This is a genomic window from Bacillus sp. ISL-77, assembly GCF_018613105.1.
On sequence record NZ_JAGGQY010000047.1, the window covers coordinates 23,480 to 41,846 of the forward strand.

At 36.5% G+C, this 18,367-nt stretch carries 14 protein-coding genes; 12 read left to right on the forward strand and 2 right to left on the reverse strand.

Annotated elements, in window-relative coordinates:
* Positions 1-83 precede the first annotated feature (83 nt).
* The 6 genes from J7E77_RS19285 to mgrA all read left to right on the forward strand — a co-directional run bounded on the left by J7E77_RS19285 (position 84) and on the right by mgrA (position 7,882).
* A complete protein-coding gene (locus J7E77_RS19285; RefSeq protein WP_214716516.1) occupies positions 84-1,361 on the forward strand; it encodes an ABC transporter substrate-binding protein in 1,278 nt (425 codons plus the stop codon).
* 85 nt (positions 1,362-1,446) lie between these two features.
* A complete protein-coding gene (locus J7E77_RS19290; protein ID WP_374102990.1) occupies positions 1,447-2,406 on the forward strand; it encodes a carbohydrate ABC transporter permease in 960 nt (319 codons plus the stop codon).
* The gene (locus J7E77_RS19295; protein WP_214716517.1) at positions 2,406-3,227 is read left to right on the forward strand and encodes a carbohydrate ABC transporter permease; all 822 of its coding nucleotides are present in this window, start codon (positions 2,406-2,408) and stop codon (positions 3,225-3,227) included. Before J7E77_RS19290 ends, J7E77_RS19295 begins: the two co-directional genes overlap by 1 nt.
* A 46-nt stretch (positions 3,228-3,273) precedes the next feature.
* Positions 3,274-5,310, forward strand: a complete 2,037-nt coding sequence (locus J7E77_RS19300; protein WP_214716518.1) for a beta-galactosidase — start codon at positions 3,274-3,276, stop codon at positions 5,308-5,310.
* The gene (locus J7E77_RS19305) at positions 5,307-6,635 is read left to right on the forward strand and encodes a glycoside hydrolase family 30 protein (protein ID WP_214716520.1); all 1,329 of its coding nucleotides are present in this window, start codon (positions 5,307-5,309) and stop codon (positions 6,633-6,635) included. The genes J7E77_RS19300 and J7E77_RS19305 overlap by 4 nt, the downstream gene beginning before the upstream one ends.
* A gap of 254 nt (positions 6,636-6,889) precedes the next feature.
* Positions 6,890-7,882 carry an L-glyceraldehyde 3-phosphate reductase gene (gene mgrA, locus J7E77_RS19310; protein ID WP_214716521.1) on the forward strand — a complete coding sequence of 331 codons (993 nt, stop codon included), beginning with the start codon at positions 6,890-6,892 and terminating at the stop codon, positions 7,880-7,882.
* A gap of 120 nt (positions 7,883-8,002) precedes the next feature.
* On the opposite strand, the gene J7E77_RS31810 is transcribed toward mgrA, so the two are convergent.
* A complete protein-coding gene (locus J7E77_RS31810; RefSeq protein WP_214716522.1) occupies positions 8,003-8,599 on the reverse strand; it encodes a YesL family protein in 597 nt (198 codons plus the stop codon).
* A gap of 478 nt (positions 8,600-9,077) precedes the next feature.
* On the opposite strand from J7E77_RS31810, the gene J7E77_RS19320 reads away from it, so the two are divergent.
* Complete coding sequence (locus J7E77_RS19320) at positions 9,078-9,956, forward strand: AraC family transcriptional regulator (protein WP_214716523.1); 879 nt, start codon at positions 9,078-9,080, stop codon at positions 9,954-9,956.
* A gap of 117 nt (positions 9,957-10,073) precedes the next feature.
* Positions 10,074-11,354: a glycoside hydrolase family 27 protein gene (locus tag J7E77_RS19325; RefSeq protein WP_214716524.1), complete on the forward strand. Its 1,281-nt coding sequence runs from the start codon at positions 10,074-10,076 to the stop codon at positions 11,352-11,354.
* Between the two features lie 135 nt (positions 11,355-11,489).
* On the opposite strand, the gene J7E77_RS19330 is transcribed toward J7E77_RS19325, so the two are convergent.
* On the reverse strand, positions 11,490-12,608 hold the full coding sequence (locus J7E77_RS19330) for a GntR family transcriptional regulator (protein ID WP_214716525.1): 1,119 nt from the start codon (positions 12,606-12,608) through the stop codon (positions 11,490-11,492).
* A 696-nt stretch (positions 12,609-13,304) separates the two neighbouring features.
* Between J7E77_RS19330 and J7E77_RS19335 the strand changes: the two genes are divergently transcribed.
* The 4 genes from J7E77_RS19335 to J7E77_RS19350 all read left to right on the forward strand — a co-directional run bounded on the left by J7E77_RS19335 (position 13,305) and on the right by J7E77_RS19350 (position 18,234).
* Entirely contained in the window at positions 13,305-14,639 is a 1,335-nt protein-coding gene (locus J7E77_RS19335) for an ABC transporter substrate-binding protein (protein ID WP_214716601.1), read from the forward strand.
* A 146-nt stretch (positions 14,640-14,785) separates the two neighbouring features.
* Positions 14,786-15,676: a carbohydrate ABC transporter permease gene (locus J7E77_RS19340; RefSeq protein ID WP_214716526.1), complete on the forward strand. Its 891-nt coding sequence runs from the start codon at positions 14,786-14,788 to the stop codon at positions 15,674-15,676.
* Positions 15,677-15,760: 84 nt separating this feature from the next.
* Entirely contained in the window at positions 15,761-16,603 is an 843-nt protein-coding gene (locus tag J7E77_RS19345) for a carbohydrate ABC transporter permease (protein WP_214716602.1), read from the forward strand.
* 167 nt (positions 16,604-16,770) lie between these two features.
* Entirely contained in the window at positions 16,771-18,234 is a 1,464-nt protein-coding gene (locus J7E77_RS19350) for an arabinan endo-1,5-alpha-L-arabinosidase (RefSeq protein ID WP_214716528.1), read from the forward strand.
* Positions 18,235-18,367: the final 133 nt, after the last annotated feature.

An 18,367-nucleotide genomic window follows, 5' to 3' on the forward strand; every position in this document is an offset into this window, starting at 1 on the left:
GTTAATATTTTCAATATTTAAAATCTAGAGGGGCGATTAATATAAAAGTATGCTTTAAATATTATTCAGGGGGGTCACGAAAAATGAAGAAAGCGTTATCATCATTGCTAATCTTTATTCTAGCTTTCGGTTTGTTAGCAGGTTGTAATACTAAGGAAACTGCTTCTAACGATAGTGGATCAAAGGCAGAAAAAGATGTTGAACTGAAAGTATTTATTGGACAACCGCGTTTTAAGCAGCAGTATGAAACATATCTTGATCAATTTGTAGCTAAAGAGAAAAAGGAAAAAGGTATTAATGTAGAAATCAAATTGGAATTACCAAGTGTTAATCAGGCAGCACAACTATTAAAAACTAGGATGGCATCTGGTGATAGCCCTGACGTGTTCGCTCTGCATGCAATCAATGATATTCCTATTTACGATAAAGCTGGGTATCTTGAAGATTTATCGAATGAACCCTTCGCAGAAAAAGTGTTTGATACTATCAAACCATCTATTACAAGTAATGGTAAGGTTGTAGCGGTTCCTTTAGAGACACTTCAATGGGGATATCTGTACAACAAGAAAATCTTTAAAGACCTAAATTTAAAATTGCCACAAACGTATTCAGAGATGGAACAAGTTGTAAAGACATTAAAAGAAAAAAATGTTACTCCATTTTTGTTATCCTATAAAGATTCATATATTCCTCAATTATTTTTACCGCTAGCAGTAGGAGCGGCTCAAGCTAAGGAAAATCCTGACTTTGTTAAGAACATGAATGAAGGAAAAGGATCTTTCTCAGAGTTAAAAGATATGTTTAATATTATGGATTTATCTAACGCTAATGGTACAAAACGTGCCTTTGAGATTGGACAAGATCAAGGGGCATCTGACTTTGCTAATGGTAAAGCGGCTATGTGGATCCAAGGACCATGGATGGCGGATTCAATCTTAAAAACAAACAAGAACTTTGAATTTGGAGTTGCTCCACTTCCTATCAATGAAGATGCAGCAGCGACGCGAATAAACCTTTCTACATCTACATCACTTGCGGTATCAAAAATGAGCAAACATAAAGAAGTAGCAAAGGATTTAATCAATTATATTCTGGATGATAAAGATTCTAGTGAATTTTATAAAAGCCTCGGATTTAATGCTGTCTCTAGCGTTCATACCTTTGAACCATTTCCTTGGTTAAAGGAATCAACTGATTTTGTTTCACAAGGAAAAGCTTATCAAGATCCTCCGATTCCGATTGCTGTAAAAGATGAGTCACAAAAATTATTACAAAGTTATTTTGCAGGGGATGCATCTAATAAGGATGTCATCAAAGGTTTGGACCGTGCTTGGGACCAATTCAACAAAAATAATAAGTAAAATTTTATATTCAGTGCATGATAAAGGCAGCTTACAGCTGTCTTTATCATTATCCAATACAACAACGTCAGTGAGGTGTTAGGTAATGTCACAGTTAAATAAGCAAAACGGTGAAATGGTTATTGAACAAGCACAACCTAAAATTAGGTCTAAAAGTGCTTTGGATCTGAAAAAACATAAAGGTTCCATTAGTTTAATCCTTTTTGTTCTTCCAGCATTTATATTTTATGCTGTATTCTTATTGATACCAATGATTGGAGCAGGATTCTATAGTTTTACAGATTGGACTGCTCTATCCCAAACTTATAACTTTGTTGGGTTAAGCAATTATATAGAAGCTTTTAAAGATGACCCTGCTTTTCGCCAGTCCTTTTTCTTTACGTTAATATATACGGCGTTCATGTTTGTTTTTCAAAACGTGATTGCATTACTTCTGGCTCTATTCATTGAAACTAGAGTTAGAACAAAAGCTTTTTTTCGAACCATTTTCTTTATGCCTAATATGTTGAGTTTAATTATTAGTGCATTCATGTTTTCATTTATTTTCACCAATGTTCTTCCAGAATTATCAAAAAAAGCTATGTTATCCTTTCTTGATCAAGCATGGATTGGTGATGCGAAGATTTCCTTCTACTCTATTCTTATCGTGTCCTTATGGCATGGAATTGGCTATATGATGGTTATCTATATGGCTGCACTTCAAGGAGTTCCGCAACACCTAAAAGAAGCTGCTATGATTGATGGTGCAAATCCTATTCAAAGACTTTTCCACGTGACGATTCCAATGATTATGCATGCAATAACTATTTGCGCTTTCTTAACATTGAATGGAGCATTTAAAGTATTTGATGTAGTTTATGCACTCACTGCAGGTGGACCTGGAAGATCGACACAGGTTATGGCACTAAATATTTATGAAGAAGCTTTTTCAAATAATTTTAGATATGGCTATGCGAATGCTAAAGCAATGATTCTTTTCTTGATTGTTTTGGTCATCACGCTGATTCAAGTGAAAGTATTGAAAAAGAAAGAGGTGGAAGCGTAATGCTAAAAAAACTAGGTGGTGTTGGTACAACTTTAGTTTTGGCAATTTTTGCGGCGATTTCATTTTTTCCAATATACATGGCTGTCATCAATTCATTTAAATCACAAGGGGAGATTTTTACATCTGTTATGAAGCTCCCTACAAAATTTCATTTTGAAAATTATACAGGGATATTCGAAGAGTTAGATTTATTCAATAGTGCTTGGAATACGATTATTGTTACAGTTATCGGTCTGGCAGGAATTGTTATTTGCGGTTCATTAGCTGGATATAAATTAGCGAGAACAAAAGGTAAATTAAGCAATTTCTTGTTTACCTTATTCCTAGCATCGATGCTTGTTCCGTTTCACTCGATTATGATTACGCTAACAAAAGTAGCAAAAGGGTTGTCCGTACAGGGATCAACATTCGGATTGGGCCTAATTTATATTGGCCTCGGGGTTAACATGGCGATATTTCTATATCACGGATTTGTAAAAACGATTCCGAAAGAACTTGAGGAGGCGGCGAGAATTGACGGGTGTAATGACTTCCAGATATTCACGAAAATCATATTCCCTCTTTTAAAACCTATTACTGCAACCATCCTTATTTTAGATGTCCTATGGTTATGGAACGACTTCCTATTGCCGATGATTATGCTTACGGATGTAAATAATTATACATTAATGTTATCGGTAAACATGTTATTCGGTCAATATAACAGTGATTGGCCAAAAATTCTATCCGGGCTTATTATTACGGCCCTTCCTGTCATTGTCTTTTATGCCATATTCCAAAAATACATTCTTAAAGGAATTGCAGATGGAGCTATTAAATAATTAATAAAGCAAATGATTAATAGATTAACTGGAAGGGGTTTACCTAATGCAACAATTGTTATACGGGGTGGCGTATTATGATGAATACATGCCCTACGATCGCTTAGATAAAGATATTCAGATGATGAAGGATGCTGGAATCAATGTAGTTCGGATTGCCGAATCGACCTGGAGTACCCATGAACCACAAAACGGGGTTTTCGATTTTACTTCCGTGGACCGAGTGCTTAATGCAATGCATGAAGCTGGAATTAAGGTTATTGTTGGAACACCTACGTATGCTGTTCCAACCTGGATGGTCAAAGAACATCCCGATGTGTTAGCAGTAACCCAAAATGGACCAGGACGATATGGTGCACGCCAGATTATGGATATTACAAACCCTGCCTATCTTTTTTATTCAGAAAGAATTATCCGAAAGTTGATAGGTCATGTAAAAGACCATCCTGCGATCATTGGGTACCAAACAGATAATGAAACGAAGCATTACAATACTGCAGGGTCTAATGTCCAACTATTATTCGTCAAATATATGAAGGAAAAATTCAAGACACTCGAAAGTCTAAATGAGAAATTTGGCCTCGATTATTGGAGCAACCGGATAAATAGCTGGGAGGACTTTCCCTCCGTTGTTGGAACTATTAATGGCAGCCTTGGATCGGAGTTTTCTAAGTTTCAACGAAAGCTAGTCACTGATTTCCTTAGCTGGCAAGTATCCATTGTTAATGAATATAAGCTTTCCAGTCAGTTTGTCACACAAAACTTTGATTTTGAATGGAGAGGTTATTCCTACGGTATCCAACCGAATGTAGATCACTTTGAAGCTTCAAAAGCCTTCGATGTAACCGGAGTGGATATCTATCATCCTTCACAAGATGACCTAACGGGAATTGAAATATCGTTTGGAGGAGATGTTGCCAGATCCACTAAGGGTAAGAATTATTTAGTAATAGAAACAGAGGCTCAGGCTTTTACTAACTGGACTCCATACCCTGGTCAACTAAGATTGCAGGCATTTAGTCATCTTGCCTCCGGGGCTAATATGGTTGCTTATTGGCATTGGCATTCCATCCATAACTCTTTTGAGACTTATTGGAAAGGATTACTAAGTCATGATTTCGAACCCAATCCTGTATACAATGAAGCGAAAACAATTGGTAAAGATTTCGAAAAGCTTTCTGCGCATTTAGTTAATCTAAAGAAAAAGAACAAAGTTGCTATTCTAGTAAGCAATGAGTCGTTAACCGCTTTAAATTGGTTTAAATTTACTCAATCAAGCTCTAAGAACTACAATGACATTGTGCGACTGATGTATGATGAGTTATACAAAATGAATATTGGCTGCGATTTTGTGAATCCCACTAGTGAAAATCTTGGGGACTATTCAATGTTAGTGGTACCCGCATTGTATACTGCATCCAATAATCTATTAGAACGATTAAACGAATTTGTTAAAAACGGCGGACATATTGTTTATACCTTTAAGAGTGGTTTTACGGATGAAAATGTTAAGGTAAGAACTTCACATCAACCAGGCATCATAAATGAAGCTTGTGGTATTTATTACAATATGTTTGTTGAGCCGAAAAATGTTTCACTAAGAAATGATCCTTTTCAGGTAGGCGAAGAAAATAATTTTGTGGAAACATGGATGGAGCTAATTACGCCAACAACCGCAGAGGTTCTTGCTTACTATGACCACCCACAATGGGGTAAATATGCAGCCATTACTGAAAATCAATACGGTATGGGTAGTGCAACCTACATTGGTTGTATACCAAGTGCAGCTATAATGAAAAAGGTGCTAGAACAGGCTGTTAAAAAGGCTAGCTTATGGGGAGTAGACCAAGATTTAGCCTTTCCATTAATCATTAAATCTGGAATCAATCAAAATGGCAAGATGCTTCATTATTACTTTAATTATTCTGATGAAACGAAAGTCTTTAAGTATCCCCAAAACAAAGGTTTGGAACTGTTGACAGAAAGAGCAGTGAATATAGGTCAAACAATGGATTTAGAACCTTGGGGAGTTATCATTATCGAGGAAGACCAAGTTGCGGAAGAAAGGAAACAACTAAAATGAATAACAAACAAATTCATTGGTTTTCAACAACAAAGCTAGGTGGTTGGAAAGAGACGACGGTTTTTCAAACCGAATCAGGTTCACTCAATTTGACCTTGACGGATCAGATTGGACGGACTATAGATGGTTTTGGCGGCTGCTTTAATGAACTGGGGTTAACAGCTCTCCAACACCTGACAGAAGAAGACAGAAATAAAGTGTATGATGCATTGTTTGATCCAAATGGTGAATGTAAGTTCGAAATCTGCAGGCTTCCAATTGGGGCAAGTGACTACGCACTAGAATGGTATAGTCACAACGAAGTAGATAATGATTATCATATGGAGCATTTTAATATCGAAAGGGATCAACAGTATTTGATTCCATTTATAAAAGAAGCGTTGAAACGTAATCCAAACATAAAATTGTTCGCATCTCCGTGGAGCCCTCCAACATGGATGAAGTTCCCTAAAGCATACAACTATGGAAAACTGCGTTGGGAAAAGGAAGTTTTGGAGGCGTATGCTTTATACTTTGTAAAGTTTGTAGAGGCTTACAAACAAGAGGGTATTAAGATTGACCAAATCCATGTGCAAAACGAAGTGGTTGCTGATCAGAAATTCCCTTCATGTGTTTGGACCGGCGAGCAGCTTCGTGAATTCATTTCTGATTATTTAGGTCCAGCTTTTGAACGACATGGACTAGACACGGAAATATGGCTAGGAACCATTAATGGAATTGTCAATGAATTATTTCAAAAGTCAGCAACTGATTATGATCAACTGGCAAATACGGTCCTAAGTGACCCTGAGGCTTATAAATACATTAAAGGTGTCGGCTATCAATGGGCAGGAAAGTATGCAATTCAGCAAACAGTCCAAAGCTATCCAGAACTACGTTACATGCAGACAGAGAATGAATGTGGAGATGGAAAAAACACGTGGGAATATGCTCAATACGTCTATAATTTGTTTCGACATTACTTTGTGAATGGTGCAAACTCTTATGTTTATTGGAACATGGTCTTGGAACCGTTTGGCCGAAGCACTTGGGGATGGGAACAAAATTCTATGATTACCGTAGATCCTGAAACAAAGGAAGTCATTTGTAACCCAGAGTTTTATGTGATGAAGCATTTCTCTCATTTTATTAAACCTGGTGCGGTTAGGTTTGAAACAAATGGTCCATGGACTGGAAATGCAGTTGCATTTAGAAATCCTGATGGTTCTAAAGTAGTTGTTATTTCAAACCCGTTTGAAAATCAACGTGAACTTTGTATTGGAGAAGGAAGTGAAAAATATAAAGTTACGTTAGAGCCTTCTTCATTTAATACATTCGTATGGTAATTAATGGCGAGAACCTCGGCATGATTTATTATTAAAATGGTAAAAAATAAAGAAAATTCAGTAGGGTTCCTATTAAAAGGAATATCATTTATCGCGACTCTGTGAGAGAGATAAAAACAAGGTAGCTCGGTTACCTTGTTTTTATCTTTAATAAGGGACTTCAAAATATTTGCACATTATTCTAATTTATAAGATATGCTTAGTTTGTGTGGTATTAGCTGCTCATCAAAAAATATAGAAAAGAGGAAAAAAATATGGTTTACCAAGCAGCAGAAAATCGTTATGAATCAATGAAATATAATCGCAGTGGCCGTTCAGGATTAATGCTTCCTGCGGTCTCGCTTGGACTATGGCACAATTTTGGTGGTGTTGATACATATGAAAATGGACGGGCAATGCTGAGAAGAGCGTTTGATTTAGGGATTACCCATTTTGATTTAGCCAACAATTATGGCCCGCCGCCGGGGTCTGCTGAAGAAATGTTCGGTAGAATATTAAAGACTGATTTTGCTCCTTACCGTGAAGAAATGATCATTTCTTCAAAAGCAGGCTACACGATGTGGCCAGGACCATATGGGGATTGGGGCTCAAGGAAATATTTAGTATCAAGTCTGGACCAGAGTCTAAAACGAATGGGACTTGATTATGTTGATATTTTCTATTCGCACCGTCCAGACCCAAACACACCGATTGAGGAAACCATGGGAGCATTAGATTCTATTGTTCGTCAGGGTAAAGCGTTATATGTTGGAATTTCTAACTACAGTGCAGAACAAACAGCTGAAGCGATTAAAATCTTGAATCAGTTAGGAACACCTTTGTTAATCCATCAACCAAAGTATTCCATGTTTAACCGCTGGATAGAGGACGGCTTACAGGATGTGCTTCAGGAAAGTGGAGTCGGTTCGATTGCGTTTAGCCCGTTAGCACAAGGCTTGTTAACCAATAAGTATTTAACTGGGATTCCAGCCGATTCTCGTGCAGCAAAATCAACAGGGTTTCTAAGTGAAGATCAAGTTAAAGCAGAAGTTATTGAGCGTGTTCAAAAATTAAATGAAATTGCAATAGAGCGTGGTCAAAGTCTATCACAAATGGCGCTGGCCTGGGTTTTGCGTGGTGGAAAGGTTACTACAGTCCTGATTGGTGCGAGCAGAGTGAGCCAAATTGAGGAAAATGTTGCAGTATTGAATAACCTTGAGTTTTCTGATCAAGAATTAGCAAGGATTGAGGATATTCTTAAAAGCTAGAGTTCTAACATTAAAAAAGAAAGGGTCCCAAAGGTTGTAATAAACAACTTTTTGAGACCCTCTTGTTATTTTGGGGGAATGCAATTAATCCATTAAAAAATATAAACCAGTATTTTGATGTTAAGAAGCATTAACTTGTTGAATTTTAGAAAACACTCTGTTACATAAAAAGTATATACTATACGCACCTAAACTGAAAATAAATAATGATGTTACTGGCCAAGTATAGAGAATAAAAGTCATTAAAGCGATATAGATAACCGCGACAAGAGTAGTCGGAAGATATCTAATGGAAAAGAACACCGAATTTTTTATTGTGTCCCACCAATTCATATCAAAGTTAGCGATGGTTGGAAAAATAAAGATCGAAGTAGTAAGAACTATGATTCCTAATAAAGACAGTATCGGTAATAGAATATATTGAAAATCACCAAGATTATCCATTAAGGTAAAATCAATATAAAACAAACTACCAAAAAAAGTCCATAAAATGCCTAACAATAAACTCTTTTTAAAATTTTCTTTGAAATATTTAAAGAAAGGACGAAAAACACTATAGTCCTTATGTAAAATCCATTGTCGTGTGACGCAATACATGGCAACAGTTGCAGGGAAAATGGTTAAAACCGGTAAACATAACAACAGCCATAGGATATTTAACTGAAAAAAGGCTGTAACAAATTCAAGTAATCTATAAAATTTACTATTAAATTTCATCCATATCACCAAGATTTCATAATTTTTTTCTGTACAATAAAAATAGCATAGATTCCGCTAAAAAAGAAGGAATATTAAACTGGTAATCTTGCTGACCTAAGCTTTGCCTTTTTAATGTTTAGGTTATTCTTAATTCGAATTGGAGGAAATTTAAATGGGTATTAAAGCGATTTTTTTTGACTTAGATGATACATTACATAATCATTTAGGTTGAATAATATTCAAATATTTCCAGAAGAGCCTGAATTACTAGGGACTATAATGAATAAAGGCTGTTGTTGCTCCATCGGAAGCAGGATGGCAGTCCATTTGGTATAATCACCGTAAAAGGCAGCCAGGGACAGATCATAAACCTGCGGATGAAATACAGCGTTTATCATTAGTCTTCAATACAATAAATAATCTAAAATAATAATAATTCCAGAGTAATGCATTTTCACAATACCTCACTAAAATCAATCATTTAAGGGGAAATCTCATGTCTAGTAAATTTGGAGTTTATGGATTCCGCTTTTTAGATACCTTAAATAGTTCCTTCTACCAGCTTTTTGCCGTAGGGCACCAGCATATAAAAGATACTTCATATGAATGGGATGGATTAAAACGTAAAGATGGTCCATTATTATTGTTTCAATATACCATTTCAGGCAGTGGAAATATTGAGCTAGATGGTGTAGTTCACAAGCTTACTGAAGGCAGTGCATTTATGGTAGAAATTCCAAGTGATCATCGCTATTATTTGCCTCAAGACAGTGAGAACTGGGAATTTTATTTTATCTTATTTAGACCAACAAATCTTCAAAAAGAATGGACAGAACTAATTAAATTAATGGGGAATGTTTCTCAAATTTCAGAGTTGAGCTCCCCCATTACCTTCTTGAAAAATGCCTATTATGCTGCAAGCAAACAGCAGATTACTGATGGATTTCGTGCTTCAACGATTGTTTATCAATTTGTAATGGAGCTGTACCGATATACTGCAGCTTATAAAAAGGAAAAAGAAATCTGGCCTGAAAAGGTGATTCAAGCTGTCCATTTTTTAGAGGAAGATTACTGTACTATTCAAAGTCTTGATGTACTTGCACTAAGAGTAGGCTTATCCAAATTTCATTTTACCCGTCTTTTCAAACGAACAACTGGACTTTCACCAATGGAATACTTAACAAAGGTCCGAATGGAAAAAGCGGTCCAGCTCCTAAGGAACACAGATATGACCATTGAAGAGACTTCAAAACAAATTGGTTATTCCAATAGCAGTTACTTTATAAAGGTCTTTCGTGAATGGATAGGTTTTTCTCCAGGGGAGTTTCGGTTAGGAAAAGATCTAGCCTTTTTAAATGAGTTTAGATTCGATTAAGTATTATCAAAAGAGCAATATTTTACAATATAGAGCAAAAATTTATTATAGATGTAGATGTCTCAATTCCTTATTATTAGTTTAAAGGGCAATAATTTAATAGAAAGGAATTGAAAAATGAGACATCACACATTTACAAAAACACCTCCATTAGGCTGGAATAGCTGGGATTGTTATGGAGCGGCAGTAAGGGAAGAGGAAATTGTAGGGAACGCTGATTATATGGCAGAACATCTTAAACCATATGGCTGGGAGTATGTTGTGGTTGATATTCAATGGTCTGAACCCGGGGCAACATCATCAGTGTATCGTCCATTTGTTCCGCTTGAAATGGATGAATACTCAAGGTTGGTACCGGCAGTTAATCGTTTTCCTTCTTCAGAAGGGGGCAAGGGTTTTAAACCGTTAGCGGATTATGTACATAACCTTGGATTAAAGTTTGGCATACATATCATGCGGGGAATTCCACGCCAAGCCGTTCATGCAAATACACCAATTTTGGGTACTGATGTGAGAGCAAGAGATATAGCACATCCAAATTCCATTTGTCCTTGGAATACGGATATGTATGGGGTGGATGCTTCTAAAGAAGGTGCACAGGAATATTATAATTCTTTATTTCAATTGTATTCCGAGTGGGGAGTGGATTTTGTCAAGGTGGACGATATTGCAGCTTCCCGACTTTATCAAATCCATCAAGATGAAATAAAGTTAATTCGCAAGGCAATCGATAACAGTGGAAGAGAGATGGTCCTCAGTCTATCACCTGGTCCGGCACCGTTGGAATCTGCTGAAACCTTAATTGACAATGCTAACATGTGGAGAATGACCGATGATTTTTGGGATCATTGGAGCCTGTTATATGGCATGTTTGAAAGGTGTGAAAAGTGGAGCCGGCATGTAGGACCAGGGCACTGGCCAGACTGTGATATGCTGCCTCTTGGCCATATTGGAATTCGTTCAGTTGACGGCGGAGGGGCGGACCGCTGGACTCGATTTACAAAAGATGAACAAATAACAATGATGACATTATGGTCGATCTTCCGCTCCCCGCTTATGTTTGGGGGAGAACTTAGGGATAACGATGACTGGACGCTTTCCTTGCTTACAAATAAAGAGGTTTTGGAACTAAACCAATACAGCCACAGTAATCGCTTGGTTTATCGGAAGGATGACAAAATTGTCTGGACCGCAAAAGGTGACGATGGTCATACTTACGTAGCCTTGTTTAATGCCGCTGAAGAAACAGCCGTTGTCGATGTTTCATTGGAACAGCTTGGTCTCACTTCGAAAAAAACGGCAAGAGATCTTTGGAAACAAGCGGAACTTGGAGTGGTTGCCGAAAGTATTAAACAAACTCTTCCGGCACACGGCTCCATTTTGATTAAATTGTATTAATTAAGGAAGTTTACTGGAGATTGTATTAAGAAACTCACATAGTGTAAAAAAAAGGTGTCCCAAGTTTATTTGGGACACCTTTTTAGCAAGAAAAAGTAGGCGCAATCATTTTTGACGTAGGCTTGGCTAGCCTAGTTATTTGTGCACTGCTGCAGTTGATTTTCGAATCACTAACTCTGGTTCATAAACAGTAGAAGGTGGATTGGTTCCTCGACTTTCAACGGCAGAGACAATCCATTTGGCCGCTTCAATCCCCATTTGCATTTTAGGGTGTGTAACAGATGTTAGTTTCACATCGGTTGCCTCTGCTAAGAAGGAATCATCATAGCCGACAATGGAAACGTCGTCTGGAACACTTAAGCCAAGACTTCTTAACATATTTAGAACTTGTAAGGCTATTTGATCATTATAACAGACAATTGCGGTTGGTTGTTTTTCTGTCATGAAAAATTGCTGTAACCGTTCAAGTAGTTGAGATTCCGGGTCATCGGTTGTATAAGTAATAACCATTTCTGGGAAAAAGGTGAGATTGTATTCCCTAAAAGCTCGGATAAAACCTTGCATCCGATTTACTCCTTGGAGGTCATCGGTTTTAAAAAGACCGATTATTTTTTCATGGCCAAGATTAATTAAATGTTCCGTAGCAATATAACCACCATGTTCATCATTCATAATGATGTGCGGCGGCATTAGTTGGGAGTAGAATTGGTTAATCATTAAGTAAGGGATATTGTTTTGCTCAAGCTCTAGATAGTAATTAATGTTAGGATTGTAATTACTACTTCTAGTCGGCTCTACGATCAGCCCATTAATATTCCGGCTTAACATGGTTTGTAAACATTGTTTCTCTTTTTCCACCTCATTATCTGTACAAGCAAACGTTAACGAATATCCCTGTACAGTCAAATAGGATTCTATACCTTTAATAATAGAAGGAAAAATATAATCTGAAATATAGGTTGTTATTACCCCAATGTTTTTCCCAGTGGTGTTCAAAGTTTGTACTTGAGTTTGAGATTCGGCCAACGGTTCCGACATTTTATTGGAACAGAAAGTTCCTGCCCCTTGCTCTCTATATAGCCAGCCTTCGTGTACTAAATCCCCGACCGCTTGGCGCACTGTATGTCTGCTAACTCCGAACATTTTAACCAGTTCATTTTCAGAATAGATTTTTTCTCCGGGTTTCACCTTACCACTAGTGATCCATTCCGTTATTTGTTCCTTTACAATCGTATATTTGGTCTTTTGTGCCATTGGTACCACCACTTTCAACTTGTATGCAACTTTAACAACTTATACGTACAACAACTTTAATAAGACTAGGGTAACAAAAAAAGTTAAAAAAGACTATAAGATATTATTAATATTTTTCTATTTTAAATTAATTATTAGCGACACATCCAAATTGTGGACAATTAATTAGGAATTTTAACAAACCAACTGGAAAAATAGCTGGATATAGGTGTTTTATTAGCCACGCTAAATATTATAGAAGATATTTGAACGACTGTATAAAAGTTGTACCAAAATTTTGAACTATACTTGTACCTATACCAAAATAAGATTTAAGACACGTCCGTACATAAATTTATTTTTTAACATTAAAATGATTGACATGTACGAACAGGTATATTACTATTTGAACTATAGAGAATACGCTTTCAAATTTTCACTGGAAATGAGAAAAAAGACCCAGAAATTATAGACGAGACTTGGTTAATTTAAATAATTGAGTTTTTTTAGGAGGGATTTTTATGTAATCGCAGACATATCCGTACATCTAAACTAAATAGGTTAATAGAATTACTTACCAATCACTGCAATTATGTTTTAATTTTTTTAGTAAACTGTTTGCGCTTACAATGCTTCTGTTTAATTGCTCTTCTAAGTTAGTATATCAATTTTATTGGAGGGATTTACTTGTTTAAAGCATCTAAAAAGCTAGGTACAATGATGTTGCTTGCGATTATGGTAATCAGTTCAATTCTCGCAGGTTGTTCAAACTCAAGCTCAGGCGATGGAAAGAGCGGCGGTAAAACTGAACTTACCTTTATGTTCCGTGGTCAGCCTAAAGAGCTGGACGCTTATAAAGCTACTGTTAAGAAATTCGAACAATCTCATAAGGATGTAAAAGTTAATGTTGTCTCTGTTGCTCCTGACCAATATGATACGAAATTAAAGGCAGCGATTGCAGGACACAAAATTCCAGATGTTTTCTTCTATAATCCAGCTCAAGTAAAAGCATATGTAAACTCTGGTATTCTACAAGATATCACAAAATATGTTGAAGGCTCAAAAGATGTTAAATTAGAGGATATTTGGGAAAAAGGTATTAATAAATACCGTTATGATGGTAAAACAAATGGTAAAGGTGCTATCTATGGATTACCAAAAGATCTTAGTGGATTTGCACTAGGTTACAATAAAGACATGTTTGAAAAAGCAGGTATTCCACTACCTGACAAAGATAAACCATATACTTGGGATGAATTTATTGATGTATCGAAAAAATTAACTCAAGATACAAATGGCGATGGAAAATCTGATCAATTTGCTACTGGTTTTAACGTTCAATGGTCATTAGCACCATTTGTTTGGAGTAATGGAGCAGATTGGTTGGATGAAACAAAAACAAAAGTTGCTATAGATGATCCTAAATTCATTGAAGCATTACAATGGTTTGCAGATCAACAAAACGTACACAAAATTACTCCATCTATTTCTGAAGCACAAACTCTTGATACGTATCAAAGATGGATGAAGGGTGAATTAGCTTTCTTCCCTGTTGGTCCTTGGGATATGGCAACATATGCAGAACAATTAAAGTTTGACTATGATTTAATACCATGGCCAGCTGGTTCAACTGGAAAAACATCTGCATGGATCGGTTCACTTGGAATTGGTGTAGGCGCTACTACAAAGCATCCGAAAGAAGCTGCTGAATTAGCAATGTACCTATCTGCTGACCAAGAAGGACAACAAGCATTAGTTGATGCACAAGTGCAGCTTCCAAATAGTGTAAAAGTTGCTGAAGAATGGGCTAATGATTCTTCTATTAAGCCAGCAAATAAACAAGAATTCTTAGAAATCATCAATGATTATGGCCGAGACTGGCCTGCAGAATCTACCTATACTGGTGAATGGTATGATGAATTCTATAAGAATATTCAACCTGTACTTGACGGCAAGCAAACTGCTGCTGAGTTTGTAAAAAAAGAAAAACCAAAAATGCAAAAGCTTTTAGACGCAGCAATCCAACAAGAAAAACAATCAACTAAGAAATAAAAAAACTCTCAGACATAGTGTAAATGGTGCTAGTTTATTAAAAAGAATCTAGCGCCATTTATTCCTTTTATCTAACTTTTTTGTAAAAAGAAATTTAGAGAAAGGGAAATGTAGTATTTAAATGCTTATTGAAAGGGTGGGGGAAGTTGAAAACGACATCGAAGCTCTATCGAACTGAACAGAGATATGCGTACCTATTTATTGCAGCGCCAGTTATAGGATTCCTCTTGTTCGCAATGGTTCCTTTACTTTATTCGCTTTATGGAGCCTTTACCGACTGGAACGGTCTGGGACAAATGAACTTTATTGGTCTAGAAAACTTTAAGAATTTATTCCAAGATGAATATTTTTATAAATCAATGTATAACACGATTTTTATGATGATTGGAATTCCAATCGGGATTGTCCTAGCGTTATTACTAGCATTAGCGTTAAATAAAGGAATCCCTGGAACCAATACATTTAGAGTTATCTACTACATTCCGGTTATTTCATCGATTGCTGCGATCTCCATTTTATGGCAATGGGCTTACAATGGTGATTATGGATTAGTTAACCAATTTTTAGGCCTTATTGGCATTGAAGGTCCTAACTGGCTCCAAAATACATCTACTGTCAAACCTGCCTTGATCATTATGGCTGTCTGGAAGGGACTAGGATATACGATGTTGCTCTATTTAGCAGCACTTCAAAGTGTGCCGAAATCCTTTTATGAAGCAGCTAAATTGGATGGCGCGAACGCATTCCAAGCATTTTGGCATATCACCCTGCCAATGGTGAAACCAGTAACCTTCTTTATTATTGTAACGAATATTATTGGCGGTGCCCAAATCTTTACTGAGATTAACGTCATGACACCTACTGGTGGACCTGAATATAGCTCAGCATCTGTTGTATTCTACATTTGGCAAAAAGCATTTGGTAACTTCCAATTAGGTTATGCATCTGCAATGGCCTTGGTACTGGGACTTTTCATCTTTATTATTACCCTAATCCAGTTTAAGATAAATGAAAAAAATTCATTTGATTTGGATTAATATAGGTGAATATCAGAGTAATAGAAAGGGGCTTGAAAAATGGAAGTTGCAGTTGCAAATAAAAAGTCGGTTAAATCAGAACCTATGTCTGAAAAGAAAAAAAATCGAATTACTAATACAGTAGTATTTGCCTTACTAAGTCTAGGTGCAATCTTTATGGTAGCACCATTGTTATGGATGTTTTCAACATCTATTAAGACGAAAGAAGATGTATTTGCCTTACCGCCAGTATGGATTCCTAATGAAATTTCATTTAATAAATACTCCGAAATTTGGAGTATGGGCCCACTGCTATCTGGTATTGGAAATAGTTTAATTGTCGCAATCACTGTTACTGTGATTGGAACATTTACATCCAGCTTAGCAGCCTTTGCTTTCGCAAAATTACAGTTTAATGGTAAGAATAAAATCTTCATGCTATTGTTTGCATCGGTTATGATTCCTTACCCAGTTGTTATGATTCCGCAATTCATCATGTTTTCGAAAATCGGCTGGATTGATAGTTTACTACCTCTAATCGTACCGGGACTGTTTGGTAACATATTTATGATTTTCTTTTTACGACAATTTTTAAGCAGTATACCAAATTCAATTATTGAAGCGGCCAAGATTGATGGATGTTCGTATTTTCAAATCTTTTACAAGATTATCTTTCCGCTCATAAAACCGGCAGTTGCTGCCCAGTTAATTTTATGGTTCATGGGAATTTGGAATGACTACCTCGGTCCAATTCTTTATTTGAACTCACCAGAGAAACAAACATTGCAACTCGTTATTGCAAACTTTAATGCATCATATGCCATTCAGAGTGATTATCCTCTTATTATGGCAGCATCGATGATTGCATTATTGCCGATGTTAATTGTATTTATTGTATTCCAAAAGCAAATTATCGAATCAATTGCCATCTCTGGAGTAAAAGGATAATACAACTAAATCAATTACTGGTGCATTTATAATTCATTTTTATAGTTTAATAGAACGAATGAGTAAAGGCACTTATCATCATATTTTTCTGATAAGTGCCTTTTGTTATAGGTATAAATGAATTTTAAGATTACTTATTTGGTTCAATCAATCTAGGAGAAAAAATAATGAAAAAGAAGACAAAATTTATACTGATAGGTTCACTTCTATTGGTGGTTATGATCCTAGCTAGCTTAAGTTATCAACACTTACAACAACGGAATGGTGATTTAATAGGGATTGATTTGCCAACTCCGCCTGCAACATCACCGATTAAAAATGTTAATAGTGATGTCATGTATAAAGAAAAGGAGTGGACAACTAATTTTACTCATGATGGGGCCATTTTAAAGACCGATGACTGGTATTATGTGTTTTCAACGGATTATATGGTGGGGGCACCTCCTATTCCCGGAATCCAAATTAGAAAATCCAAGGATTTAATCCATTGGGAATTTGTTGGCCGTGTTTTTGACCAAGTTTCTAAAGAGGCGTGGGAGTGGACACATGGGACTACCTTCTGGGCACCCACCGTGGTTGAGATGAACAATAAATATTATTTATATTATTCTGTCTCTGAAGTGGGGAAAAGGAACTCTTACATTGGACTTGCGACAAGTGACACAATTGAAGGACTATGGAAGGACGAGGGTGCTGTTTTTAAATCAAAAGAAGGTGATGCCAATACCGTCAATGCGATCGATCCAGATCTTACATTTGATGAACAGGGACAGCCATGGATGGTATATGGTTCTTATTTCGGCGGAATTTTCATTACAAAGGTCGATAAGAATACGGGAAAATTAGCAAATCCTGATGATGAAGGTACGCTGATCGCCCAAAGAAAGGACATGAATTTTGGTATTGAAGGGCCTGAAATCATCTATAACCAAAATACTGGTTATTATTATTTAACTGTTTCTTATGATTGGTTAGAAGATTCGTACAATGTAAGAGTCGCTCGATCTAAAAGCATAACAGGACCCTTTTTAGATTATAACGAAAACAACATGATCGACATTGGTGATGATTCCTTTGATACTGGTAATAAACTTGTTGGTGCTTATTCCTTTGGGAAAGATCCTGGCTGGATCGGAACGGGACACAATGGCTTGCTGCAAGATGGCGATGATTTTTACCTCATTCACAATGCCAGGGCTGGTGAGGATAAGTATTGGTCCCATTTACATGTAAGAAAAATGTTCTGGACAGAGGATGGCTGGCCTGTTGTTTCTCCTGAACGGTATGCAGGAGAAACAGAGCAAAAAATCACAGAGTCCAATATCATTGGAAACTGGGAGCAAATTATTTTCAACCGTTTTGATGAAGGTATGCAAAATTCCGAGGAGCTTCACCTATTACCAAATGGAAAAATAAAGGGACATAATGATAAAAGTAGTTGGAAGTTAACAGGAAAGAACACCTTAGAACTGTCAATCTATGACCCCGGAGTGGCCCCGAAAGATTTTTGGAAATATACGGTAAAGGTTATTCCAGGCTGGGATTGGGAGAATTGGAATGGAAGTTTGGTGTTCACTGGGATGAATCAAGAGGGTACCGTAATTTGGGGAAAAAAACGGATTGAAAAATAGTTTAATAGGAATGTCTTAAAAGTAATTTAGTTTATGACTAATTGGAACGAGATAATAACATGAAGGTACAAGTATTTGATCTTAATCGTGTCCGTATTACTAGTGGACCAGAAAACTTGAATTAATTTTTAAA